General features: G+C 73.2%; 21 protein-coding genes. 9 read left to right on the plus strand and 12 right to left on the minus strand.

Features of this window, described 5'->3' with window-relative positions:
• Positions 1 to 48: 48 nt before the first annotated feature.
• Together AC4MBH_RS23780 and AC4MBH_RS23785 are read left to right on the plus strand one after the other, a co-directional pair.
• Positions 49 to 1251: an IS30 family transposase gene (locus tag AC4MBH_RS23780; protein ID WP_491793048.1), complete on the plus strand. Its 1203-nt coding sequence runs from the start codon at positions 49 to 51 to the stop codon at positions 1249 to 1251.
• A 70-nt stretch (positions 1252 to 1321) separates the two neighbouring features.
• Positions 1322 to 2092, plus strand: coding sequence for a TetR/AcrR family transcriptional regulator (locus tag AC4MBH_RS23785; protein WP_491797895.1), 771 nt, complete (start codon positions 1322 to 1324; stop codon positions 2090 to 2092).
• A 15-nt stretch (positions 2093 to 2107) separates the two neighbouring features.
• On the opposite strand, the gene AC4MBH_RS23790 is transcribed toward AC4MBH_RS23785, so the two are convergent.
• The 4 genes from AC4MBH_RS23790 to AC4MBH_RS23805 form a co-directional block, all read right to left on the minus strand.
• Positions 2108 to 2797, minus strand: coding sequence for an NAD-dependent deacylase (locus AC4MBH_RS23790; RefSeq protein ID WP_491797896.1), 690 nt, complete (start codon positions 2795 to 2797; stop codon positions 2108 to 2110).
• A 4-nt stretch (positions 2798 to 2801) separates the two neighbouring features.
• Positions 2802 to 3422: a class I SAM-dependent methyltransferase gene (locus tag AC4MBH_RS23795; RefSeq protein ID WP_491797897.1), complete on the minus strand. Its 621-nt coding sequence runs from the start codon at positions 3420 to 3422 to the stop codon at positions 2802 to 2804.
• Positions 3419 to 3982: a hypothetical protein gene (locus AC4MBH_RS23800; protein ID WP_491797898.1), complete on the minus strand. Its 564-nt coding sequence runs from the start codon at positions 3980 to 3982 to the stop codon at positions 3419 to 3421. The genes AC4MBH_RS23795 and AC4MBH_RS23800 overlap by 4 nt, the downstream gene beginning before the upstream one ends.
• A gap of 71 nt (positions 3983 to 4053) precedes the next feature.
• Positions 4054 to 4446 (minus strand): MerR family transcriptional regulator, encoded by a 393-nt coding sequence (locus AC4MBH_RS23805; protein ID WP_491797899.1) that lies wholly within the window; start codon positions 4444 to 4446, stop codon positions 4054 to 4056.
• A gap of 156 nt (positions 4447 to 4602) precedes the next feature.
• Here AC4MBH_RS23805 and AC4MBH_RS23810 point away from each other — a divergent pair, with 156 nt between their 5' ends.
• From AC4MBH_RS23810 to AC4MBH_RS23825, 4 genes are all read left to right on the plus strand, one after another.
• On the plus strand, positions 4603 to 6093 hold the full coding sequence (locus AC4MBH_RS23810; RefSeq protein ID WP_491797900.1) for a SulP family inorganic anion transporter: 1491 nt from the start codon (positions 4603 to 4605) through the stop codon (positions 6091 to 6093).
• An 86-nt stretch (positions 6094 to 6179) separates the two neighbouring features.
• On the plus strand, positions 6180 to 7112 hold the full coding sequence (locus AC4MBH_RS23815; RefSeq protein ID WP_491797901.1) for an ABC transporter ATP-binding protein: 933 nt from the start codon (positions 6180 to 6182) through the stop codon (positions 7110 to 7112).
• Positions 7109 to 7990, plus strand: a complete 882-nt coding sequence (locus AC4MBH_RS23820; protein ID WP_491797902.1) for an ABC transporter permease — start codon at positions 7109 to 7111, stop codon at positions 7988 to 7990. The genes AC4MBH_RS23815 and AC4MBH_RS23820 overlap by 4 nt, the downstream gene beginning before the upstream one ends.
• On the plus strand, positions 7991 to 8233 hold the full coding sequence (locus AC4MBH_RS23825) for a helix-turn-helix transcriptional regulator (protein WP_491797903.1): 243 nt from the start codon (positions 7991 to 7993) through the stop codon (positions 8231 to 8233).
• 29 nt (positions 8234 to 8262) lie between these two features.
• Here AC4MBH_RS23825 and AC4MBH_RS23830 read toward each other — a convergent pair whose 3' ends face one another.
• The 3 genes from AC4MBH_RS23830 to AC4MBH_RS23840 form a co-directional block, all read right to left on the minus strand.
• Positions 8263 to 8676, minus strand: a complete 414-nt coding sequence (locus AC4MBH_RS23830) for a DUF6281 family protein (RefSeq protein WP_491797904.1) — start codon at positions 8674 to 8676, stop codon at positions 8263 to 8265.
• A 268-nt stretch (positions 8677 to 8944) separates the two neighbouring features.
• Positions 8945 to 10030: an SDR family oxidoreductase gene (locus AC4MBH_RS23835; RefSeq protein ID WP_491797905.1), complete on the minus strand. Its 1086-nt coding sequence runs from the start codon at positions 10028 to 10030 to the stop codon at positions 8945 to 8947.
• A 254-nt stretch (positions 10031 to 10284) separates the two neighbouring features.
• Positions 10285 to 10908 (minus strand): TetR family transcriptional regulator, encoded by a 624-nt coding sequence (locus AC4MBH_RS23840; protein WP_491797906.1) that lies wholly within the window; start codon positions 10906 to 10908, stop codon positions 10285 to 10287.
• 88 nt (positions 10909 to 10996) lie between these two features.
• Between AC4MBH_RS23840 and AC4MBH_RS23845 the strand changes: the two genes are divergently transcribed.
• Both AC4MBH_RS23845 and AC4MBH_RS23850 read left to right on the plus strand, forming a co-directional pair.
• Positions 10997 to 12385 carry a serine hydrolase domain-containing protein gene (locus tag AC4MBH_RS23845; RefSeq protein WP_491797907.1) on the plus strand — a complete coding sequence of 463 codons (1389 nt, stop codon included), beginning with the start codon at positions 10997 to 10999 and terminating at the stop codon, positions 12383 to 12385.
• 50 nt (positions 12386 to 12435) lie between these two features.
• Positions 12436 to 12954: an NAD-dependent epimerase/dehydratase family protein gene (locus tag AC4MBH_RS23850; protein WP_491797908.1), complete on the plus strand. Its 519-nt coding sequence runs from the start codon at positions 12436 to 12438 to the stop codon at positions 12952 to 12954.
• 36 nt (positions 12955 to 12990) lie between these two features.
• On the opposite strand, the gene AC4MBH_RS23855 is transcribed toward AC4MBH_RS23850, so the two are convergent.
• Complete coding sequence (locus tag AC4MBH_RS23855) at positions 12991 to 13908, minus strand: 1,4-dihydroxy-2-naphthoyl-CoA synthase (RefSeq protein ID WP_491797909.1); 918 nt, start codon at positions 13906 to 13908, stop codon at positions 12991 to 12993.
• A 55-nt stretch (positions 13909 to 13963) separates the two neighbouring features.
• Between AC4MBH_RS23855 and AC4MBH_RS23860 the strand changes: the two genes are divergently transcribed.
• Entirely contained in the window at positions 13964 to 14407 is a 444-nt protein-coding gene (locus AC4MBH_RS23860) for a nitroreductase family deazaflavin-dependent oxidoreductase (protein WP_491797910.1), read from the plus strand.
• A 19-nt stretch (positions 14408 to 14426) separates the two neighbouring features.
• Here AC4MBH_RS23860 and AC4MBH_RS23865 read toward each other — a convergent pair whose 3' ends face one another.
• The 4 genes from AC4MBH_RS23865 to recC all read right to left on the minus strand — a co-directional run bounded on the left by AC4MBH_RS23865 (position 14427) and on the right by recC (position 23637).
• Positions 14427 to 15038: an ACT domain-containing protein gene (locus AC4MBH_RS23865; protein ID WP_491797911.1), complete on the minus strand. Its 612-nt coding sequence runs from the start codon at positions 15036 to 15038 to the stop codon at positions 14427 to 14429.
• Positions 15039 to 15048: 10 nt separating this feature from the next.
• Positions 15049 to 16866 carry an exodeoxyribonuclease V subunit alpha gene (gene recD / locus AC4MBH_RS23870; protein ID WP_491797912.1) on the minus strand — a complete coding sequence of 606 codons (1818 nt, stop codon included), beginning with the start codon at positions 16864 to 16866 and terminating at the stop codon, positions 15049 to 15051.
• Complete coding sequence (locus AC4MBH_RS23875) at positions 16863 to 20201, minus strand: UvrD-helicase domain-containing protein (protein WP_491797913.1); 3339 nt, start codon at positions 20199 to 20201, stop codon at positions 16863 to 16865. Before AC4MBH_RS23875 ends, recD begins: the two co-directional genes overlap by 4 nt.
• 103 nt (positions 20202 to 20304) lie before the next feature.
• Positions 20305 to 23637, minus strand: a complete 3333-nt coding sequence (recC, locus tag AC4MBH_RS23880; protein WP_491797914.1) for an exodeoxyribonuclease V subunit gamma — start codon at positions 23635 to 23637, stop codon at positions 20305 to 20307.
• Position 23638: the final 1 nt, after the last annotated feature.

Here is a 23638-nt window from a genome sequence, read left to right on the forward strand (position 1 = left end):
GGCGGTCTCTAGGTCCCAGTGCAACACCTTGATCTGGGGGTGTTGAGGGTGCCGCATGGTGTGGCTGTTGGGGGCGTGGTCCGCGAGGCGTTCTGGGGGTTGCTCAGGGCGGGTGTTCATCCCGATGCCGCGGCGTTGGAGGTGGGTGTGTCGGTGTGGGCTGGGCGTAAGTGGCTGGCTGATGGTGGCGGGGTGATTCCTCCACCTTCACGGGCCGGGCAGCCCGGGCGCCGCTATCACCGTCTGAGCGCGGAGCAGCGCGAGACGATCGGATTGATGTCGGCTGCTGGCCGCGGGGACGCCGAGATCGCGGTGGCCGTGGGCTGTGACCGGTCCACGGTGTGGCGTGAGCGGCGCCGCAACGCCAACGCCGGCGGGGACTATCGTCCCTCCACGGCACAGCGCAAGGCTGAGGCCCGGGCGTCGACCACGCACCGCACGACCTCAAAGCTAGCCACGCCGGGGCCGTTACGTGACTACGTCATCGCCGGGCTGCAGGCGTTGTGGTCACCACAAGAGGTCGCGGCAAGGATCAAGATGGACCACCCCGAAGACCCCGCGATGAGGGTTTGTGCCGAGACGATCTACCAGTCGCTGTTCGTCCAGGCCCGCGGCGGCCTCAAACGCGAGCTGACCGTCCACCTGCGCACCCAACGCCAGCGCCGCACGCCCCGGGCCAGGTCCAGCCACGACGAACGGCGCGGGAAGCTGGTCGAGACGATCCCCATCAGCCAACGCCCCGCCGAGGCCATCGACCGAGCCGTCCCGGGCCACTGGGAGGGCGACCTCATCGTGGGTCGCGACAACGGCTCGGCCATCGGGACCCTGGTCGAGCGCGCCAGCCGCTACGTGCTGCTGATCCACCTGCCCGGACGCCGGACCGCCCAGGCGTTCTACGACGCGATCGTGCCGACCATCAACACCCTGCCCACCGAGCTGAAGCGATCCCTGACCTGGGACAACGGCAAAGAGATGGCCATGCACCGCCAGATCACCCTGGCCACCGACATGGCCGTCTACTTCGCCGACCCCCACTCACCGTGGCAACGCGGCTCGAACGAGAACACCAACGGCCTGCTGCGTCAGTACTTCCCCAAAGGAATCAGCCTGCGCCAGTTCGACCCCGACCACCTCGCCACCGTCGCCCGCCAACTCAACGGCAGACCCCGCCAGACCCTGGACTGGCGAACCCCAGCCGAGACCCTCAATGACATGCTCGGCCGACCGTTCGAACCACCGGTGTTGCGTTAGGACCTAGAGACCGCCACCGTAAACGGTGTAAACTCCAACCGTCAAGCACGTTCTCCCACGAAGGAGCCCTGTGACCCAGGTCCACGAGCCGCCGTCCACCCGCCGCGAGCGCCAGCGCGAGGCGACGTACGTCGAGATCGTGGCCGCCTCGCGGGCCCTCCTGGCCGACGGCGCCGAGCTGTCGCTGCGGGCCGTCGCGACCCGGATGGGGATGACGGCCCCGGCGCTCTACCGCTACGTCGCGAGCTACCAGGAGCTCGTCGACCTCGTCGCCTACGAGATCGACAAGGCGGCCACCGCCGTCGTCGCCGCCGCGGCCGACCGGCTCGACCCCGACGACGCACCGGGCCGGCTGGTCGCCGCGGTCACCGAGTTCCGGATGTGGGCGCTGGGCCACCCCCGCGAGTTCGCCCTGGTCTTCGCCAACCCGATCGCCGACTCGGCGTGCGTGCGTCGCGAGCTGATCACCTCGGCCCCCTCCGGCCACCTGATGACCGACCTGATGTACGACGTGTGGGTGCAGCGCCGCTTCCCGGTCCCGGCGCTCGACGACCTCGCCGAGCCGGTGCGCGCGGCGCTGCTCGAGCCGCTGATCCCGGCCGACGTCGACAAGATCGCCGAGGCCGACCGCGGCCTCGTCTGGGTCTACATGCAGGGCTGGACCCAGCTCTACGGCGTCGTCACCCTCGAGGTGATGGGGCACATGGACCCGCGGGTCATCGAGAGCGGCGAGATGTTCGTCGACGTCGTGCGCCGGTTCGCGCCGACCGTCGGCCTGACCGACGACCTCCCCCACCTCGAGGCGGTCATCCGCGAGCGGCTGACGCGCCGAGCGGGCTGAGCGGGCCGAGCCGGCTCAGGAGCCGAGCAGCTCGCCGACCCAGGCCGGCACGAGGACGCCGGCCGGACCGTGACGCGACTCGTCGAAGAACGACGTCCCCTCGCTCGGCACCAGGTTGAGCTCGAGCGTGCGGGCGCCGTGGCGGGCGGCGTACTGGACGAAGCCGGCCGCGGGGTAGACGGCGCCGGAGGTGCCGATCGAGACGAAGACGTCGGCACGCTGCAACGCGACCAGGATCTCGTCCATGCCGTAGGGGATCTCGCCGAACCAGACCACGTCGGGGCGCAGCTCGGTCAGGCCGCAGCCGGGGCACGGCGGGAAGTCGACGAGCGGGCCGGTCCAGGCGGTGCGGCCGCCGCACGAGCGGCACAGCGCCGAGCGCAGCTCGCCGTGCATGTGGTGCACCCGGGTGGAGCCGCCGCGCTCGTGCAGGTCGTCGATGTTCTGGGTCACCAGGAAGAGCTCGTCGCCCAGGGCGGCCTCCAGGCGCGCGAGCGCGACGTGGGCGGGGTTGGGCTCGACGGAGTCGAGGGACGCGCGGCGGGCGTCGTAGAACTCCTGCACCAGGACCGGCTGGTCGTCGTAGGCCTCGGGCGTGGCGACGTCCTCGACCCGGTGGCCCTCCCAGAGCCCGTCGGCGTCGCGGAACGTCGGCACCCCGCTCTCGGCGGAGATCCCGGCACCGGTGAGGACGACGACGCGCACGCCGTCAGCCAACCAGACCCGTCGTGAGGACCGTCACCAGGTACCCGTCATCCGCGGTCCAGGGATCGCCGGTCCAGCTGCCGTGGCGGCTCCGCTCGGTCAACCCGGCCCGCCCCGCAGCCGCGAGGAACGTGTCGACCTCGAGCACCGGGCAGCCCCGGGGCAGGTGGGCCGCGTCGGTGCCGAACCCGCACACGACCAGCCCGCCGGGAGCGGTGTGCGCGGCCAGCCGGGCGCAGGCGGCGTCGAGGGTGCCCGGCTCCAGCAGCGGCGGCACGTTGCCGGCCACCACCACGACGTCGAAGACCTGCCCGAGGTCGAGGTCGACCAGGTCGGCGACCCGCCAGTCGATGCCGGGCGACTCGGCACGGGCGACGGCGACCATGGTCGCGTCGACGTCGCACCCCACGACGTCGTAGCCGAGCTCGGCCAGCCGGACGCCGACCCGACCGGTGCCGCAGCCGGCGTCGAGCACCCGCGCCGGCGGCGGGGCCAGCCCGGTGACGAACGCCGCCTCGCCGTGCACGTCGGACCCCTCGGCGGCCATCCGCCGGAAGCGCTCGGCGTAGGCCCGGGCGTAGTCGTCGCCGGCGCTCGCGCGGGCGACGTCCTCCCACCGGGTCACGGCCGTCCGGTCCGGGGCGCCGGCGGCGGGGAGGTCACCCGTTCGTAGCCGCCGCGGGAGAACCGCGTCGTCGGGCGCTCGGCGTCGACGCCGCCGACCCCCGTGATGCACGAGCGGCCCTCGCGGCTCTCGACGAAGACCCGGAAGTCCTGCCCCTCCTCGCTCAGCGCGTCCTCGGGGCTGCTGATGGCGATCACGAACGACCCCTCCTCCCCCTCGGCGACGTCGCTGAGCGCCGCGTCGACCTCGACCGCCTGGGTGTCGGCCTGGTCCTGCCAGCGGAGGATCGTCGACTCGACGGTCATCCGGTAGAGGTCCATCGGCGGGTCGCAGAGCAGCCCCACCCCCGCGGCCACGTCGAGGCTCTCGGTCGCCTCGGCCGCCAGCTCGGCGACGTCGCGCACCGTGGCCGCCTCCTCGGGGTCCTCGGGGGACAGGAACAGCCGCACCACCGCGACCGCCGCCAGCACGACCATCACGACGCCCACCACGACCCAGGGCAGGACCCTGACGAGCCGGCGGCGGCGTCCGTGCGGGGGCCCGGCGGGGGGCGCGGTCATTCCTCAAGTGAACCAGGCTCGGCGTGACCAACGCGTGCGGCCGCCCCGACCTCGCCCGGCCTCGCCGGACCTCACCCCAGGTGCTGCTCGACGATCTCGATGAACTCGTCGGCCATGGCGAGCTGGGTGGCGAGGCGGCGACGTCGCCCCACGGCGTCCTCGCGAACCGATGCGAGTCGCCCGCGCGCCGCGTCGTGGTCGCCGGCGACGCTCCCGAGCACCTCGATGTCGCGCATCACGGCCTTCATCTCCTCCAGCGAGAAGCCCAGCGGCTTCATCCGCCGGATGGCCAGGATCTTCTCGACGTCGTCCTCGGTGTACAGCCGGAAACCGCCCTCGCTGCGTCCCGAGGGACGCACGAGCCCCACCTCGTCCCAGTGGCGCAACGAACGCAACGACAGCTCGGTACGCGTCGCCACCTCGCCGATGTGCATGGTGGCGGCACGGGTCTGGTCACTGCTCACGGCGTCCGGTCCTCTCGTCGCGGATGCCAACCCTACCCTCACGTGAGGGTAGGGTTGCGGACAGGCATCGCCCGGCTGGCCACGCCGGCGCGGGCCACCCTCCCACGACGGCCGCAGCCGCGCGGGACCCCGTACGCCGTCCCGATCGGAACCGTCATGAGCACGCCCACGCTCGCGCCCACCGTGCGCGACACCCTCCGCTCCCCCGCCCTGCTGCGCACCGAGGTCCTCGCGGGCCTGGTCGTCGCGCTGGCGCTGATCCCGGAGGCGATCTCGTTCTCGATCATCGCCGGCGTCGACCCGCGGATCGGGCTGTTCGCCTCGTTCACGATGGCGGTCTCGATCGCGTTCCTGGGCGGACGACCGGCGATGATCTCGGCCGCCACCGGCGCGATCGCGCTGGTCATCGCGCCGGTGATGCGCGACCACGGCTACGACTACCTCATCGCCACCGTGCTGCTCGGTGGGCTGATCCAGGTGGTCCTCGCGCTGGTCGGGGTGGCCCGGCTGATGCGGTTCATCCCCCGCTCGGTGATGGTCGGCTTCGTCAACGCCCTGGCCATCTTGATCTTCCAGGCGCAGGTCGACCACCTGGTCGACGTCCCCTGGGCGGTCTACCCGATGATCGCGGTCGGCATCGCCGTCATCGTCGGCTTCCCGCGCCTCAACCAGGTCGTCCCCGCACCCCTCGTCGCGATCGTCGCGCTGACGGCGTTCGTGCTGGTGGCCGCGGTCGACGTCCCCGACGTCGGCGACGAGGGTGAGCTTCCCGACAGCCTCCCCTCCCTGTTCCTCCCCGACGTGCCGCTCGACCTCGACACGCTGCGGATCATCGCGCCGTACGCCGTGGCGATGGCGCTGGTCGGCCTCCTGGAGTCGCTGCTGACCGCCAAGCTCGTCGACGACATCACCGACACCCACTCCGACAAGACCCGCGAGGCCTGGGGCCAGGGCGGCGCCAACCTCGTCACCGGCTTCTTCGGCGGCATGGGCGGCTGCGCGATGATCGGGCAGACGATGATCAACGTGAAGGTCTCGCGGGCCCGCACCCGACTCTCGACCTTCCTCGCCGGCGTCTTCCTGCTCGTCCTGTGCGTCGGGTTCGGCGACGTCGTCGCGCTGATCCCGATGGCGGCGCTGGTGGCGGTGATGATCATGGTCTCCGTCGGCACCTTCGACTGGCACTCCGTCCGCCCCGCCACCCTGCGCCGGATGCCGCGCTCCGAGACCACGGTGATGGTCGCGACCGTCGCCGTCACCGTCGCCACCCACAACCTCGCGATCGGTGTCGGCGTCGGCGTCCTGGTCGCCATGACCCTGTTCGCACGCCGGGTCGCCCACCTCACCGAGACCCACCGCGAGGTCGTCGAGGACGACGCCGGCCAGACCGCCGTCTACCGGGTCACCGGCGAGCTGTTCTTCGCCTCGAGCAACGACCTCTACACGCAGTTCGACTACGCCGACGACCCCGACCGCGTCGTCATCGACCTCACCGACTCCCACGTCTGGGACGCCTCCACCGTGGCCTCCCTCGACGCCATCACGACCAAGTACGCCCGCAAGGGCAAGACGGTCGAGGTGGTCGGGCTCGACGACGACAGCGCCGACCGGCTCGAGCGGCTCTCGGGGCGGCTCCCGAGCCACTGAGCGGCGGGGAGGCGCAGCTCAACCCCCAGGGCGGGCGAGCGCCGTTGCGGGATGACGACACGTAGTATGAATGCTACGTTCCGTCCATGGTGTCCCATCGAACCGAGTCGAGCCCGGTCATCGCCGTCCAGGACCTGCGCATGAGCTACGGCGACCGGGTCGTGCTCGACGGCGTGACGTTCGACGCCCGTCTCGGCGAGGTCCTCGCTCTCCTCGGTCCCAACGGCGCGGGCAAGAGCACGACGATCGAGATCCTCGAAGGTTTCCGCCACCGCTCCGACGGCGAGGTCGAGGTGCTCGGCCTCGACCCGGCAGTGGCGGACGAGACGTGGCGCGCACGACTCGGCATCGTCCAGCAGTCGTGGCGCGACCACGGACGATGGCGGGTGCGCCAGCTGCTCACGCACCTCGGTGCCTTCTACGCGCCCTTCTCCACGCCCGCCCGGCCGCGCCCCATGGACGTGGACGAGCTGCTCGCGACCGTCGGCCTGACCGAGCACGCCCACCAGAAGGCCGGGTCGCTGTCGGGCGGCCAACGGCGACGGCTCGACGTCGCGATCGGCATCGTGGGTCGGCCGGACCTGCTCTTCCTCGACGAGCCCACCACGGGCTTCGACCCGCAGGCGCGGCGCGACTTCCACGACGTGGTGCACCGTCTCGCCGACCTCGAGGGCACCACGATCCTGCTCACGACGCACGACCTCGACGAGGCCGAGAAGCTCGCCGACCGCATCCTCATCCTCGCCGGTGGACGGATCGTCGCCAACGGGAGCGCCGCCGAGCTGGCGCGCGAGGTGGAGGGACGCACGGAGGTGCGGTGGAGCCAGGGCGGGGAGCACTTCGTCCACGCGGCCGCCGACGCCACCCGCTTCGTGCGCGAGCTCTTCGATCAGCACGGCGACGCCATCGGCGACCTCGAGGTCCGCCGCAGCACCCTGGAGGACAGCTACATGACCCTGGTGCAGCGTTTCGAGTCCGATCCCGCGGCCGACGCGCGGGCCCTGGAGGTCGTGCGATGAGCGGCACCACGGGCCTGCGCCCCTCGAGCACCGTCCTGCACGCGGCGCGCCTCGGCGTACGCCGGGGTGGCATCGAGATGATGCACAGCCTGACGAACCGGGCCGACCAAATCTGGATCGTCGTGATGAACGGCATCTTCGTCGGGGTCCTCGTGCTCCAGCGCAACGCCGACCTCGCAGGCACCGGCTACTCGCTCGCGGTCGCGACGCTTCCCGGCCTGATCGGCATGAACGTCGTCATGGGCGGGTGGATGGGCACCGCGCAGATGCTCGCCGTCGAGCGCGAGGACGGCACGCTCCTGCGAGCCAAGTCGACCCCGCACGGGATGCTCGCCTACCTGGTCGCACGCGTCACCCTCGCAGTGCTCAACACCGCGCTCGGCCTGGTGATCTTCCTCGTCGCCGGCCTGTTCCTGCTGCCCGGACTCACCGACGTACCGCTCACCGGGTGGCTCATGCTGCTCGCGATCTTCCTGCTCGGGATGCTCGCCACCATGCCCTGGGGAGCGGTCGTCGGGGCCTCGGTGAAGTCGGCCGGCGCCGGGTTCGGGCTGACCTTCCTGCCGATGATCGTGCTGATCGCGATCTCGGGCATCTTCTACCCGATCACCGGCATGCCCGACTGGCTCCACCCGGTCGCCCAGGCCTTCCCGGTCTACTGGCTCGGCGCCGGCATGCGCGACGCCCTGCTCCCCGAGGCCGCTGCGGCGGCCGAGCTGGGCGGGCAGTTCCACACGCTGACGACCTTCGGTGTGCTCGGCGCGTACGCCGCTCTCGGTCTGCTCGTCGCGCCGCGGGTCCTGCGAGCCATGGCACGCAAGGAGTCCGGGTCCGCCGTCGAGAGCCGCAAGGCCAAGGCGATGCAGGGGTGGAGCTGAATGGCACCCCGCAGCGAGCTCGTCCACCAACGCATCGCGATGCTGCGTGCCGAGAGAGGTGTCTCCCGCCGCGACCTCGCCGACGGCGTCGGCGTGCACTACCAGACCATCGGCTACCTCGAGCGGGGCGAGTTCAGCCCGAGCCTCCACCTCGCGCTCACGATCGCGGCGTTCTTCGACGTACCGGTCGAGGTCATCTTCTCGCTCGAGCCGTTCCCCCGCCTCGGCGAGCGGACCGCCTGAACCGCTGACCGCGCAGCCGCGACGGACGGCTACGGGAAGGCGTCGGGCGCGAGAGACACGGGCCATCCCTCGGGCGCACGATCGCGGGGCTGGTCCTCGCGCAGGTAGGTGTCGACCCACCGGCCCTCCCCCTTGCCGCCGACGACCGCGATGGCGATGTCGGGGGACACCCCTCGGATGGCGTAGACCGTCGCCGAGCCGTAGACCGTCGAGTCCGACCCGCAGCTCACCTCATCGGCAGTGCCCAGCGCCCGGCGGACCGGCGGGCCGCCGAGGTCGGAATGAACCGCGTAGCGGTGACCGTCGTAGGAGAGCTGGATGGTGCAGTCCCCTGCCGGTCCAGGGTCTTCCGCGTCGTCGCTGGCGGCACAGCCGCCAGTCACGGTCGCGGATCCGCCGAGGAGCAGGACAGCCGTGGCCAGGGTCGCTGCCCGCGTTCGCATCACGTGACGATAGACGGCGGGAGCGCCGGCTGGGTTCCCCAGCGGCGACGAGCGCATGCCGGGCCTGTACGTGGGCCGATGCAGCGCCATGCCTGACGCCACGGCGAACCGTGTCCGCGAGGACTTCTCAGCATCCAGCGCCCGCCTTGAACCCGGCATGCTCCTCGAGCCTCGCACCGGATGCCGGAGGACGCGACCCGGTTCCCGGCCGGACCGCGCAGCTCCCGGCAATCGGGTCAGCCGTGGGCGTTGCGTGGGTCCAGCGGTGTCAGGGGATGACGCGGGCGGCGCGGTACTGCGCGGCGTAGTCGAAGAAGGTCGCGCGGGTGTCGCGGGTCGCGGAGAACCCGGCCGCGCGGCTCTTGTTCATGTCGGTCACGACCTCGATGTCGCGACCGAGGTCGGCGTCGGTGTGCCACCACGACGCGACGCGGGCGAGGTCGGGCTCGACCAGGTCGTGGCGGGCGGCGAGATCGCGCCAGGCCGGCTGCATGTCGGTCATCGCCGCCTCCAGGGGCCGCGGCACGTCGGCGTAGCCCTCCCAGGCCAGGTCGAACCAGCCGGCGATCTGGGGCCAGAGCCAGCGCCAGCGGAAGACGTCACCGTTGACGGTGTTGAAGGCCTGGTCCTGGCCGGCGGGCGTCGTCGCGGCCCAGGTCATCTGCTCGGCGAGCAGGTCCGCGTCGGTCACGTCGGTCAGGGCGTTCCACTGAGTCTCGGAGCCGGGGAACACGAACGGCAGGCCACGGTCCTTGCAGAGCGAGGCATAGGCGCAGAGGGTGGCCACCATGTTCATGGCGTTGCCCGTCGCGTACCCGAAGACCGTGTGGGAGCGGTGCACGCTCCAGGTGAATCCGTCGCGCGCGGCCGCGGCGAAGAGCTCGTCCTCCTGCGCGTAGTAGAAGTTGGGGTACGGGAGCCGTTCCTCCTCCTCGCGGAAGGGGGTGTCGGGCACCTCGCCCTTCCCATAGGCCTCGAAGGGGCCGAGGTAGTGCTTGAGGCCGGTCATGAGTGCGACGTGCCGTACGGCGCCGGCCGGCGCCAGGGCGGCCAGCAGGTCTCGCACGGCGCCGCCGTTGACCCTGATGTTCTCTGCCTCGGTCTCCATGCGCGTCCACGCGGTGATGGCGACGAAGTCGGGCGCCAGGTCGGTCAGGGCCGCGGCAAGGCCCGCGGGGTCACCGAGGTCGGCGCGGACCGGCTCGACGTCGGGGCGCGACGTCGTACCGCTGCGCGACAGTCCGTAGGTCTGCCACCCGCCCTCCGCCAGGCGCCGCGCCACGGCCTGTCCCACGATGCCGGTCGCCCCGACGACCAACGCTCGGCCGGGGGTGCTGGTCGATGGTGCGGGCATGGGCCGTTCGTCCGGCCGTGTCGTCATCACCCATCCACAACGACCGGAGGCAGCCCCGTGATTCCCCGGCTGCGGTCACTGCCCCGGACCCGGACGCGTGAGGCGGCTGCGGAGGGGAACGAGAGCGGGATGAAGATCGCACTCGCCCTCATCATCATCGGCGCCATCGTGGCCGCTCTCCTGTTCCTGCGGACCGAGAGAGCTCGGCGGCGCTGACCCCCACTCGTGGGCGGCCGAGGCGGGGCGCCCTCAGCTCAAGGCCTGGGCCGATCGGTGGCGCGCTCGGAGACCTGCGCCCGCAGGCCGGCGACCAGCGCCTCCAGGGTGAACGACCAGGCGGCGGTGGCGTCGTGGCCCTCGAGCGCGTGGAACTGCGGGAAGCTCTCCTCCGGCAGCTCGTCGATGACCGTCTCCAGGAGGTCTCCCTTGGCTGCCATGCTGCGCTCCAGGCCGACCATCAGGGCGGTGAGGGCGGTGGCCTTGACCGCGTGGTAGGAGTCCGCGGGCGAGAGTCCGGACTTGCTGAACGCAGCGAGGGCGACCTCGAAGGACGCGGCGGCGTGCGCGCCCTGGACCGGGCGACGCGACAGAGCGGCGAACGCGCCGGGGTGTCGGGTGGCCACGGCACCCATCCCCGTGAAGAACGTGCGGACCCATTCCTCCCACCCGACCGGAGTGGTCGGCAGGTGGGCCTGGTCCAACAGCCAGTCGACGATGCCGTCGGTGATGGCGTCGCGGGTGGGCACGTGGTTGTAGAGCGAGGTGACGTGCACGCCCAGCTCTCCCGCGATCCGGCGCAGGGTCACCGCGTCCAGCCCGTCACGGTCGGCCATGGCCACCGCGCAGGCCAGGATCCGCTCTCGGGTCAGCGCCGCCACGCCGCGAGCATAACGTCCCTTGACACTCTTACCTACAGTGTAGGTATGGTGCGACCTACACTGTAGGTCTACCCCGAGGGAGCCACCGATGTTCACCCAGCCAGAACTCGAGCAGAAGCTCGCCGAGCTCATCGAGAAGCACCACGTCCCGGGCGCACAGCTCGCGGTTCTCGACGCAGGCACCGTCACCGAGGTCGCCGCCGGCGTCCTCAGCCTCCGCACGGGTCTGGCGACGACACCGGACGCGCTCTTCCTGCCCGGCTCGATCGGCAAGCTCTACACCGCGACGCTCGTGATGATGCTCGTGGACGAGGGCAGGCTCGACCTGGACACCCCCATCCGCGCCTACCTCCCGGAGTTCGAGGTCGCCGACCACCGGGCGCGCGACACCGTGACCCCGCGCGACCTGCTCACCCACACCAGCGGCTTCGACGGCGACCACTTCACCGACACCGGCCGCGGCGACGACGCGCTGGCGAAGTACGTCGCCGGGTGCGCCGACCTGCCCCAGATCGCCGACCCCGGCGTGATCTGGAGCTACAGCAACAGCGGGTTCTCGATCCTCGGCCGGATCGTCGAGGTGCTCATGGAGAAGACGTTCGAGGACGCGCTCCGCGACCGGATCTTCGCCCCGCTCGGACTCGAGCACACCGTCTCGTTCGCCGACGAGGCGATCGTCCACCCGACCTCGGTGGGTCACGTACCCGACCACGAGGACCCCAGCCAGCTCGTCGTCAGCCCGACCTGGGGCCTCTATCGCGCCTTCGCGCCGATGGGCAGTGCCGTCGTGGCCTCGGCCGGCGACGTGCTCAGGTTCACTCAGCTGCACCTCGCCGGCGGCATCGCCCCCGACGGCACCCGGCTGCTGGACGCCGCCCTGGCCGCGAGCATGCTCGTGCAGCAGGTCGAGCTCGTCGACGACTCCGTGCTCGGTCAGGGCTGGGGCCTCGGCTGGATCCTCGACCACTGGGGCGAGGTCGCCGTCGTCGGCCACGACGGCAACTCGATCGGCCAGAACGCCTTCATGCGGGTCGCTCCCGAGGTCGGCTTCGGGTTCTGCCTGCAGACCAACGTAGAGAGCGCGATCACCCTGTACCGCGAGCTCGCCGACTGGCTCTTCGGCCGCAAGCTCGGCGTGGGCCCACGGCCCGACCCCGCCTCGCTGGAGGACCACCGCGCGGCCGAGCCCGACCGCTACACCGGCACCTACCAGCGCGAGGGCCTGACCTTCGAGATCCGCGCGGACGACGAGGGCCGCCTGCTGGCCACGGTGACGCCCTCGCACGGAGTCGCCCAGGACCAGGGCTGGCCCCCCATGGTCGACCTGCCACTGGTGCCGGTCGCGCGCGACGACTCGTTCATGCTCAAGCTCCCCATCGCCGACGCCGACCTGATGGCCGCGTTCTTCAACCCCACCGAGGTCGGCGCTCGACCCACCTACCTGCACTTCGGCGGCCGGGCGCACCGGCGTACCTGATCGGACGGCCTGCCCTCACGGCTCGTCCGACGCTGTCCACCGAGCCGCTGGTGCGGACCAGGGATCCGAAGCCGACAGCATGTCCCGCGAGGAGTCGGACCTCAACCCGCATCCGGTTCCTCGCCGGCGGCGATGCGACGGCGGCCTACCCCGCCAGCAAGCTGGCCGCCGAGAACCTCCTGCGCGACAGCGGCCTGACCTGGACGACGTTGCGCCTGCCCTTCGTCTACGGCGACGGCGACGGACACCTCGCCTCCATCGCCGGGCTCGCCCCGCGCTTCGGGTTGCACCCAGCCCACACCTTCTCCGTCGTGCACCACCGCGACGTCGCCGTCATGGTGCGCCTCGCGATCGCCGGTACGACCGACGGACTCGTGGTCAACGTGCCCGACGACGCGCCGGTCACGGTGTACGAGATGGCCCAGCTCGCAGGACACGAGCTCGAGACGTCAGCCTCCCCGCTCGACAACCCGTGGTCCGGCCGGATGGACGGGGCGCTGTCCAGGCACCTCGGCTTCGTCCCGACCGTGCCGACCATGCGTGCCGCCGCCGCGCAGGGCATCCTCTGAGACCGTTGCCCTCGGTCGTGCGCGAACCAAGGCGACTCAGTAGTACCAGGGGTAGTCCGACCAGTCCGGGTCGCGCTTCTCGAGGAACTGGTCGCGGCCCTCGGCGGCCTCGTCGGTCATGTAGGCCAGGCGCGTGGTCTCGCCGGCGAAGAGCTGCTGGCCGACCAGGCCGTCGTCGATGAGGTTGAAGGAGTACTTCAGCATCCGCTGGGCGGTCGGGGACTTGCCGTTGACCAGGCGGCCCCACTCGAGCGCGGTGGCCTCGAGCTCGGCGTGCGGGACGGCGCGGTTGACGGCGCCCATCCGGACGCCGTCGTCGGCGGAGTACTCCTGGCCGAGGAAGAAGATCTCGCGGGCGAACTTCTGGCCCACCTGGCGGGCGAGGTACGCCGACCCGAAGCCGCCGTCGAACGACCCGACGTCGGCGTCGGTCTGCTTGAACCGCGCCTCCTCACGGCTGGCGATCGTCAGGTCGCAGACCACGTGCAGCGAGTGGCCGCCACCGGCGGTCCAACCGGGGACGACGCAGATGACGATCTTGGGCATGAACCGGATCAGCCGCTGGCACTCCAGGATGTGCAGCCGCCCGAGCTTGGCCTTGTCGACCGTCTCTGCGGTCTCGCCCTCGGCGTACTGGTAGCCGGTGCGGCCGCGGATGCGCTGGTCTCCCCCGGTGCAGAACGCCCACTTGCCGTGCTTCCCGCTCGGGCCGTTGCCGGTGAGCAGCACGCAGCCGACGTCGGAGGACGTGCGGGCGTGCTCCAGCACCCGCAGCAGCTCGTCGACCGTGTGGGGGCGGAAGGCGTTGAGCACGTCGGGACGGTCGAACGCGATCCGCACCGTGCCGTGCGCCCGCGCGCGGTGGTAGGTCAGGTCGGTGAGGTCGTCGAAACCGGGGACGGCGTCCCAGGCGTCGGGGTCGAAGGTCTCGGACACTCCCTCGATGGCGCTCATGGGTGCACGCTAACGGGGGTGGAATCGGCCGCCACGACCTGGTGTTCTGGGGGGCATGAGTCTCGAAGGCGAGTACGAGCCCAGCCCCGACGCGTGGGTCCGCGACCAGGTGGCGGCCTACGAGGCCTCCGGCGGCCGCGAGGCCAACACCCTGCCCGACCACCCCGAGTGGCCCATCGTGGTGATCACGTCGAAGGGCGTGCGGTCGGGCAAGCTGCGCAAGAACCCGGTGATGCGGGTCGAGAAGGACGGCGTGTACGCCGCCGTCGCCAGCAAGGGCGGCGCCCCCGAGCACCCGGTCTGGTACCACAACTTCCTGGCCCACCCCGAGGTCGAGCTGCAGGACGGCGACACCCCGCACCGCTACCGCGCCCGGGTCGCCGAGGGCGACGAGCGGGCCGAGTGGTGGGAGCGGGCCGTGGCGGTCTACTCCCCCTACGCGGAGTACCAGCAGCACACCGAGCGCGAGATCCCGGTGTTCCTGCTCGAGCGCCTCTGAGGCCGCGCCGCCGGCTGCGTCAGTCGCGGTAGATCGAGGCGGCCAGGCTGGTCAGGTGGCCGAGACGGGCGACCTCGGAGTCGAGGAACTCGGGCCCCCCGCGACGGGCCACGACGACGACCTCGTTGCCGTCGATGCGGGCCCCGGCGTGCAGGGTCTCGCCGTCGGTGCCGTCGTCGATCTCGAGCCGGACGGCCCGCTCGATCTCCACGAAGGCCAGGTCGGACGGCGTCGCACCGGTGGCGTGGAGCACGCCCTTGACCCGATGGATCCGGGCGGCCCAGTCGACACGGAAGGTGCCCGGCATGACCTCGACCAGGCGGTCGAGCGCGCGGGACGGCTCGGACGTCAGCTCCTCGACCGCCTCGAGGTCGAGGATCAGGTTGCTCGAGCCGAACCGGCTGATCCAGACCACCTGCACGCCGTCGATCGCGTTGCAGGCCGAGACGATCGAGTCGGGCATGATCCCCGGCTCGGTGTCGAGCATGACGTCGTCGAGGGCGGTGCCGTCGTGGCGCTTCTCGACGATCTCGATGGCCTCGATGTCGCCGCCGGCCTCACCGATCGCGGACGCCAGGCGACCCAGCGAACCGGGGACGTCGGGCAGCTCGACACGCAGCAGGTAGGGCACCGACCCGACCTTAGTCGCCCCTGGTTTCGGGGCCGTTGCGCGCGTCGGCGTGGCGGTCGGCGTGGCGGATCCGGTCGGCCAGGCCGGTGGCGCGCTGCGCCTGCTGCTGCACGGCCGCGCGGACGGCGTCCTCGGTGCCGACGACGCGCACGTGCTCCCGCGCCCGGGTGACCGCGGTGTAGAAGAGCTCGCGGGTGAGCAGCCGCGACCGCCCGTCGGGCAGCAGCACGGTGACCCGCACCGCCTGGCTGCCCTGGCTCTTGTGGATCGTCAGGGCGTGCATCGTCTCGACGGCGTCGAGGCGGCCGGGGGCGTAGTCGCGCAGCCGCTCGGAGCCCGAGATGTAGGCCCGCAGCCGACCGTCGGGCATCGCCACGGCGGCCCCGGTCTCGCCGTTGTAGACCTCGAGCGCGTAGTCGTTGGTGGTGACCAGGATCGGCCGGCCGACGTACCACTCGCCGTGCACGGGCTGACCGGTGTGCTCGGTGATCCACTGCTCGACCTGACGGTTCCAGCGGCGTACGCCGTAGGGGCCCTCGCGGTGGGCGCAGAGCAGGCGGTGCTCGTCGAGCGCCCCGACGGCGGCCTCGGCGTCGCCGGCGAGGGCGGCGTCGCGGACGGCGAGGGCCGTGGTGAGCACGTCGTCGCGCAGCGCCGTCGACGGGTCGGTGGTCTCGACGAACTCGATCTCGTCGCTGTCGCGGCGGAGCACGGCGAGCACCTCGTCGGGGTCGCCGCCGCGCAGCGCCGTGGCGAGCTCCTGGATGTGCTCCTCGGAGCGGTGGTTGTGCTCCAGGGACGCGACGGGTGAGTCGGGGTGCCCCTCGAAGCCGCGGACCACGTCGCCGAGCACCGCGCCGGCGCCGACCGAGGTGAGCTGCTGGGGGTCGCCGACGAGCAGCAGGCGCGCCTCGGGGCGCACGGCCTCGAGGAGCCGCGCCATCATCGTCAGCTCGACCATCGAGCACTCGTCGACGACCACGACGCCGTGCTTGAGCCGGTTGGACCGGTCGTGCCGGAACCGCGTGCTGTTGTCGGGACGCCACCCGAGCAGCCGGTGCAGGGTGAGCGACTCGAGCGTGCCGACGCGGTCGCGGTCGGCCTCGTCGAGGCCGTCGAGCTCGCCGGTCACCGCCTCCTGGAGGCGGGTCGCGGCCTTGCCGGTGGGGGCCGCCAGGACCACCGAGAACCGCTCGCCCCGGGCGGCGGCCTGGGCGGCGAGCAGCACCAGCACCCGCGCCACGGTGGTGGTCTTGCCGGTGCCGGGCCCGCCGGTGAGCACGGTGGTGCGCTGCCGCACCGCCCGGACGGCGGCGGCCTCCTGCTCGGCGCTGAAGTGCTCGCCGCGCACCCGCACCAGCGCCGCGTCCAGGGCCGCCTCGTCGACGTCGGGCGCGGGAGCGGAGACCCGGGTGACGAGGTCGTCGCAGACCTGCGTCTCGAGCCGGTGGTAGCGGTCGAGGTAGACCAGCGACCCCTCGACGCGGACGACGCCGGCCCCGACCAGCGGCGAGGCGGTCACCGCCCGGGTCCAGTCCACCGGGTCGGGCCAGGGCAGGTCGGACTCGTCGCCACCGATCGCCGCGATCGTCGTCAGGTCGACGCACACCGAGCCCGCCCGGACCGCCCGCACGGCGAGGGCGACGGCGAGGAGCACCCGCTCGTCGGACTCCTGCCCGAGGGCGCCGACCCGGGTGGCGACGTGCACGTCGGTGGCCTCGAGCACCCCGGCGACGTTGAGCTCGCGCAGCAGCCCGGTGGCGCCGCCCGCGAGGCGGTGGTCGTGGTCGGGCCAGGGCTCGGGCAGCAGCGGCGTGGCGGCGGTCACCGGTCACCCCCGTCGAGCAGGTCGGAGACCGCCTCGAGCAGTGCGACCGGCGGCCGCCACACGAAGACGCCGCACGGCCGGCCGTCGACCAGCGGGGCCTCGGGCCCGCAGAGCCCGCGCAGGTAGAGGTAGAGCACGCCACCCAGGTGGCGCTCGGGGTCGTAGCCGGGCTGGCGCCAGCGCAGGAAGCGGTGCAGCACCACGGCGTACAACAGCGCCTGCAGCGGGTAGTCAGAGTGGGCCATCGCGGCGTCGAGGGCCTCGGGGCGGTAGGCGTGGGAGGTGAGCGGCAGGTCGCGCGAGCCCAGCCAGTTGGTCTTGTAGTCGACGATCAGGTAGGACGGCTCGCCGACCTCGTCGCGCACCCGCAGCACCACGTCGACCGACCCGGTCAGGTAGCCGCGCAGGCCCTGGTCGCCGAGCGCGGGGACCTCCAGTGCGTCGGCGTAGCCGCGCACCGGGTCGCCCTCGGGCAGGTGGCGGCGCAGCAGCGGCGCGAGGTCGCCGAGACGGGGGGTGGGGGTGCCGTCGCCGGCCAGGTCGCCGCCGGCGAGCGGGAGCTCGAAGTCGAGCTCGCGCAGCCGGTCGCGCAGCGGGACCTCGCCGAGCGTCCGGCCGTTGACTGCCGGACCGAGCGGGGTGGCGAGGACCGCCACGAGGCTGTCGACGAGCTCGTCGGGATCGAGGTCGACCGGCCAGCGCACCAGCTGCTCCTCGACGTGGGCCAGCAGCTCGGCGCGCAGGTCGGGGGCGTCGGGGTCGGCGTGCTCGAGCACCGCGTGGACCAGGGACCCGAACGTCGCGCCCACGGGCAACCGGGCCATCGGCGAGGGCACCGCATCGGCGGGTGGTGCATCGCTCGCGGCGGTGCCGACGACCTCCTCGTCGTCCTTGGCCGTGGTCTCGGGCTCGCTGCCCGCGGCGGGCGCGGCGACCGACTCGACGTGGCTCAGGGCGGAGTAGGAGGTGCGGCGCCAGGTGGTGTCGACCTCGCGGCCGAAGCGGCGCGCCGACAGCGGACCAGGGTCGCCGAGGTCGGGGTCGGGCCCGGGGTCGGCCCAGGTCGAGGGCTCGGGCGCGGGTCCGCCGCGGTCGCGCCACCGGCCGAACAACCCCACGACGGCGTCGTCGGGCGGCACGGGAGGCAGGGCCGGCACGGCCGTCTCGCCCTCGGGTCGCATCAGCAGCCGGTGGAGCGGCGAGGCGACGGCGTTCTTGGTGGGCGCCCACCAGCACACCACCTGCGACTGCGCCCGGGTGACGGCGACGTAGAGCAGCCGCAGCCACTCGCCGGCCTCCTCGTCGGTCCAGCGCTGCACGTGGTCGCCCCAAGAGGGACCGCCCCCGCCGACGTCGAGGCAGCGGCGCTGCTCGGCGTCGTGGAACAGGGGCCGGGTGGGCTTGGGCACGAACCGGTCGGCGAGGGCCGGCAGGTAGACGACGGGGTACTGCAGGCCCTTGCTGGCGTGGATCGTCACCAGCTGCACGGCGGCGGCGTCGGAGTCGAGGCGGCGGGTGCGCTCGGCCCCACGGCCGGCACGTCCCTCGATGATCTGGCCGCGCAGCCAGGCCAGCAGCGCGGCCAGCCCGAGACCATCGGTCTGGGCCACCTCGTGCAGCGCCTCGCCGATGTGGCGCAGGTCGGTGAGCCGGCGCTCGCCACCGGTCTCGGCGAGCACCCGGGCCGGCAGGCCGGCGGCCGAGGCGGCCTCGAGCACCGCGGCGACGCCGCGCCGGGAGACGACGTCGACCCAACGGCGCAGGGTCTCGGCCACCTCGTCGGTGGTGCGGTCGCCCCCGGCGTCGAGGCCGGCGGCGGTGAGACCGACGAAGCAGGTCAGTGCGGCCGCCCGCACGCGGGGGCTGCGGTGGGGCTGCTCGAGGGCCTCGAGGAGGGTGAGCCACTCGGCGGCGGCCGGGGTGGCGAAGACGCTGCCGCCGCCGGCGATGACCGCGGGCACGCCGACGTCGTGCAGGGCGCGCTGGGCGGCGGCCAGGTCGGCGTGCCGGTAGGAGATGACGGCGACGTCCTTCGGCTGCAGCGGCTCACCGCAGAAGGTCGCCCCGGCGGCCAGCAGGCGGCGTACGTCGAGGGCCAGGTCGCGGGCGACGTGGGGCCGCACGTCGCCGACGGTGAGGGACGTGCGCGGGCCCTTGCCGAACGTCTCGCGGCGCACCACCCGCAGCCGCAACGGCGCCGACGACGGCGCGCCGACCAGCCGGCTGCTGCCGTCGGTGCCGTGGTGGGCCGCGACGGGGCGGACGACGATGCGCTCGTCGCCGAGCTCGGCGTCGGTGAGCAGCTCCTGGAAGGCGCCGAGGAGGGCGGCGTCGCTGCGCCGGTTGACGGCGAGGGTCTGCCGGGTGCCGGCGGTGGCGGCGGCCTCGAGGTAGGTGACGACGTCGCCGCCACGGAAGGCGTAGATGGCCTGCTTGGGGTCGCCGATCAGCACCATCGTGGCGACGCCGCTGAACGCACGGTCGAGCACCTTCCACTGCACGGGGTCGGTGTCCTGGAACTCGTCGACCAGCACGATCGACCAGCGGGCGCGCATCCGGGTGCGGGCCGGTGAGTCGGCGGCCTCCAGCGCGTCGGCGAGCTGGGTGAGCAGGTCGTCGTAGGAGAGGATCCCGAGCCGGCGCTTGCGCAGCTCGACCTCGGCGCGGACCTTCTCGGCGAACGCCACCCGGCGACCGGGTCCCGAGCCGCGGTCGACGTCGGACGGCTCGAGGCGGGCCTGCGGGTCGCCGACCGCCGCGCGGGCGATGGCGAGCGCCTCGGCGTGCTCGAACGCCGGCTTGTCGTCGGTGAACGCGAAGGCGCGCAGGTAGAGGTCGTCGACGACCTCGCGCACCAGGTCGTCGAGGTCCTCGACCAGCCGGGCCCGGGCGTCGGTGTCGCCCGCGACCCCGAGCGAGCCCAGCACCATCGAGCAGAACTGGTGGGTGGTCGCGATGGTCGCCGCGTCGAAGCCGGCCAGCGCCTCGACGACGCGCGCGTGGCGGAGCCGGCGCTCGGCGTCGTCGCAGTCGACGAGCAGCGCGAGCAGGGCGGAGTCGTCGTCGGGCGTGCCGGGGTCGCCGCCGAGGTGCCGCTCGGCCTCGACCAGCTGGGCCCGCACCCGCTCGCGCAGCTCCTGGCTGGCCGCGCGCCCGAAGGTGACCACGAGCATGTCGTCGAGCCGCGCGACGCCCTGGGCGACGTAGCGCGTGACGAGGGCGCCGATCGTCCAGGTCTTGCCGGTGCCGGCGCTGGCCTCGAGCAGGGTGGTGCCGGCCGTGGGAAGGGGCGCAGTGATGTCGAACGGGGTGAGGGTCTCGTGCACCAGGCTCATCGGCGTCTCGTCTCCAGACCGCCCGGACCGCCACGACCGGGGTCCCCGCGGCGTTGTTCGACGGAGGAGCGAAGCGGGGGAGGCGAAGAACGTCGTGGGGTGGTCACAGCGGACCGACCTTCTCCGCACCGGTGAGCAGCGGCTCCCAGACCTGCCAGGCGAGGTCGGGCAGGCCGGCGTCGACCAGCAGCTCGAGCGGCGCGGCGACGCCGAAGGCCCGGCGGTGGTAGGAGTCGGCGTCCTCGCCCTCGATGCCGTAGGCGTTGTGGGGGTCGGTCTCCCAGGCGCGCCGCGCCAGCGCGACGGGCGAGACGTCGTCGCCGAGCTGGGCGCGGAGGTGGCCCTCGGCCCAGGCTGCTGCGGTGGCCACCGGCATCGGCAGCGGGCGGCGCAGGCCCTCGTCGCGCAGGTCGACGAGGGTGCGCAGCCAGTCGACCGCGCGGTGGTCGAGCGGGCCGGCGAGGGCGCGCCGCGGCCCGGCGCGCTCGCGACCCACGGCGTGGGCGGTGTAGCTCTGGTCGGGCCGCGAGGCACTCAGCGCGAGCAGGTCGACCCACGAGGTGAGCCGCTGCCGGGGCTTGAGGCGGGAGTAGCCGAGGCTCACCAGCTTGGCGCCGTAGAGGCCGGTGACCGTGCCGGTGAGCCGGCGTCCGCCGCCCAGGTCGACGTCGACGTCGACCGAGCGCGGGTCGCCAGCCCGCAGGTCGGCGGTGCGGGCGAACAGCTCCTGGCACTCCGCGGTCACCGTGGCCAGTGCGCCGGCGCCGAGGCCGCCGGGCGGCAGGGTGCCGCGCAGCTGCTCGGCCGTCATCACGGCTGCGGCGTCGTGGCCGGCCAGGACCTCGCGCAGCAGGTGGTCGCCGATCGCCCACGACTCCAGGGCGTCGAGCTCGATGGGGATGGCGTCGGCGAGCTCGTCGGGCGAGAACGGCACCGCGACGTCGAGGCGCTGGCGCAGGAACGCCCGGACGGGGTGGGTCACGAACGACCGCAGGTCGGCCAGCGAGACGTCGCCGGCCGGGCGGGGCGGGAGCGGCTCGTCGAGGAGCGGCCCGGCCGGACGCCGCTCGGCGACCGAGGCCCGGGCCCCGGCGAGGGCGGCGGCGTCGAAGCTGAAGGCCCGCGCCTCGTCGACCAGGTCACGGGCCCGGAAGTTGCGGACGTCGTAGGGCTGGAGGGGGTGGCGGACCAGCACGTGCTCCCGGACCAGCTCGGCCTGGGTGCGGTCGGCGGCGTCGAGGATCTCGCCGAGCGGCACGGCCGGGGGGCGCTCGGCGCCGGACTGCTCGTTGGCGCCGGTGTAGGTGATCACGACCGTCTCGGTGGCGGCGAGGAGGGCGTCGAGGAGCAGCTGGCGGTCCTCGCTGCGGACGTCGCGCTCGCCGGTGAGCGGACGCCGGGCCAGCACGTCGTCGCCGTCGGGCGTGATCGACCGCGGGAAGACGCCGTCGTCGAGGCCCACCAGGCACACGACGCGGTGGGGCACGGACCGCATCGGCACCATCGTGCAGACGGTGAGGGTGCCGGTGCGGAAGTTGGAGCGCGTGGGACGGCCGCCGAGGCGCGAGGCGAGGAGGGCGCGGACGTCGGCGAGCCGCAGCGGGACGGCGGGGGTGCCGTCACCCGCCGCCCGGGCGAGCTCGCGCTCGAGCTGGGGCACCTGCCACGCGTCGTCGGGGGCCACGTCGGTCAGGCCCCGGACACCGAGGTCGAGCGCGGTCATCCAGGCGGCGACGTCGACGGCGTCGTCGAGCGACGCCAGGCACCGGGCGACCCGGTCGACCATCTCGGCCAGCCGGCCGGCGAGGTCGACGTCGGAGCTGCCGACGTCGTCGAGCGGGAGCCCGCGACCGAGGTGGCGGTGGTCGTCGCCGCTCATGGCCACCCCGAGCAGGACCCGGTCGAGCCCGGCACGCCAGGTGTTGTGCTCGAACCGGCCCATCTCGAACCGCTCGCGCTGCCGGACGTCGAGCCCCCAGCGCACGCCGGCCTCGCGGACCCAGCCGGTGACGCGCTCGAGGTCGTCGTCGCTGAAGCCGAACCGCAGGCGCACCGCGGAGGTGGAGGCGAGGTCGAGCAGGTCGGCGGCGGTGACCCGGCCACCGCCGAGCTCGACCAGCGTGGCCGCGACGGCGAGCAGCGGGTTGGTGCTGGTGAGCGCCCGGTCGGCCAGGCGCACCCGCAGGGTGTGGGCGGGGTGGCCGCCCTCACCCCCGGCGTCGGCGACGACGTCGGCGAGCCCGAACCCGGCCGAGATCAACGGCGCGAAGGCCTCGATGTCGGGGCACATCACCAGGATGTCGCGCGGCTGCAGCGTCGGGTCGTCGTCGAGGAGCCCGACCAGCACCTCGCGCAGCACGTCGACCTGACGGGCCGTGCCGTGGCAGGCGTGCACCTGGAGGCTGCGGTCGGCCGGGGCGACGGACCGCGCCGCGCGCTCGGCGGGCGTGGGCGCGTGGTTGGCGCGGAGGTCGTGCTGCAGCTGGCCGAGCAGGGTGGACGGCGTCGCGGGCGCGTCGGCGACGGTGTCGTCGACGAGCGGGACGTCGAGCGTGCGGCGCAGCTCGCGCGTGTCGCGGCCCAGGGAGGCCAGCAGGGGGTGGCCGACCGCGTCGACGGAGACGTCGTCGTCGCGGGCGACCACGCCGCCCAGCCCGGACAGTGCATCCCACAGCGCGGCCGAGGGCTGCGGCAGCCAGAGGTGCACGTCGCGCGAGGTGGCCAGCGCCTGCAGCAGCGCGACCTCGGTCACGGGCAGGCGGGTGTGACCGAAGAGCGAGAGCCGGTCGGGCAGGTCGAGGCCGTCACCGCCGGCCTCGAGCAGGCCGACCGCCCGCTCGTGCCGGGCGTCGGGCGACTCCAGACCGGTCCGCCCGAGCAGCCGACGCCACAGCTCGGCCTGCCACCGCAGGTCGGGCGCGAGTTCGTGGCCCGCGCCGTCGGTGTCGAGCCCCTGGGCCCAGTCGCGCACCAGCCGGGGCCGCTGCTTGGCGTAGTCGGCCATCAGCCCCGCGAGCCGACGGGCCACGGAGTAGCGACGGTCACGCCGCAGGTCGGCCTCGGCACCGTCGAGCCCGTGGCCCAGGTGGCGCGCGAGCGTGGCGCACCACGGCTCGTCGAGGGAGGCGTCGATGGTCTCGAGCAGCGGCCACACCAGCCGGTCGGGGGCCCACACGTCGTCGCGCTCGCGGTCGAGCAGCAACGAGACCAGCGACCCCGGCGTGAGGAACCGGACGCCGGCGCACACGCCGTCGCCGCCCCGCGGACCGGTGCCCAGGCGGTGCGCCAGCCGCTGCGTGAGCCAGCGCTCCACGCCCTTGGCCGGCACCACGACGACCTCCTCGGCGAACGGGTCGTCGAGGGGTACGGCGAGCAGCTCGCCGAGCGCGTCGGCGAGCTGGTCGGTGCGCGGTGCGCGGTGCAGGTGCAGGGTCATC

Source organism: Nocardioides sp. WJ219 (genome assembly GCF_058559815.1).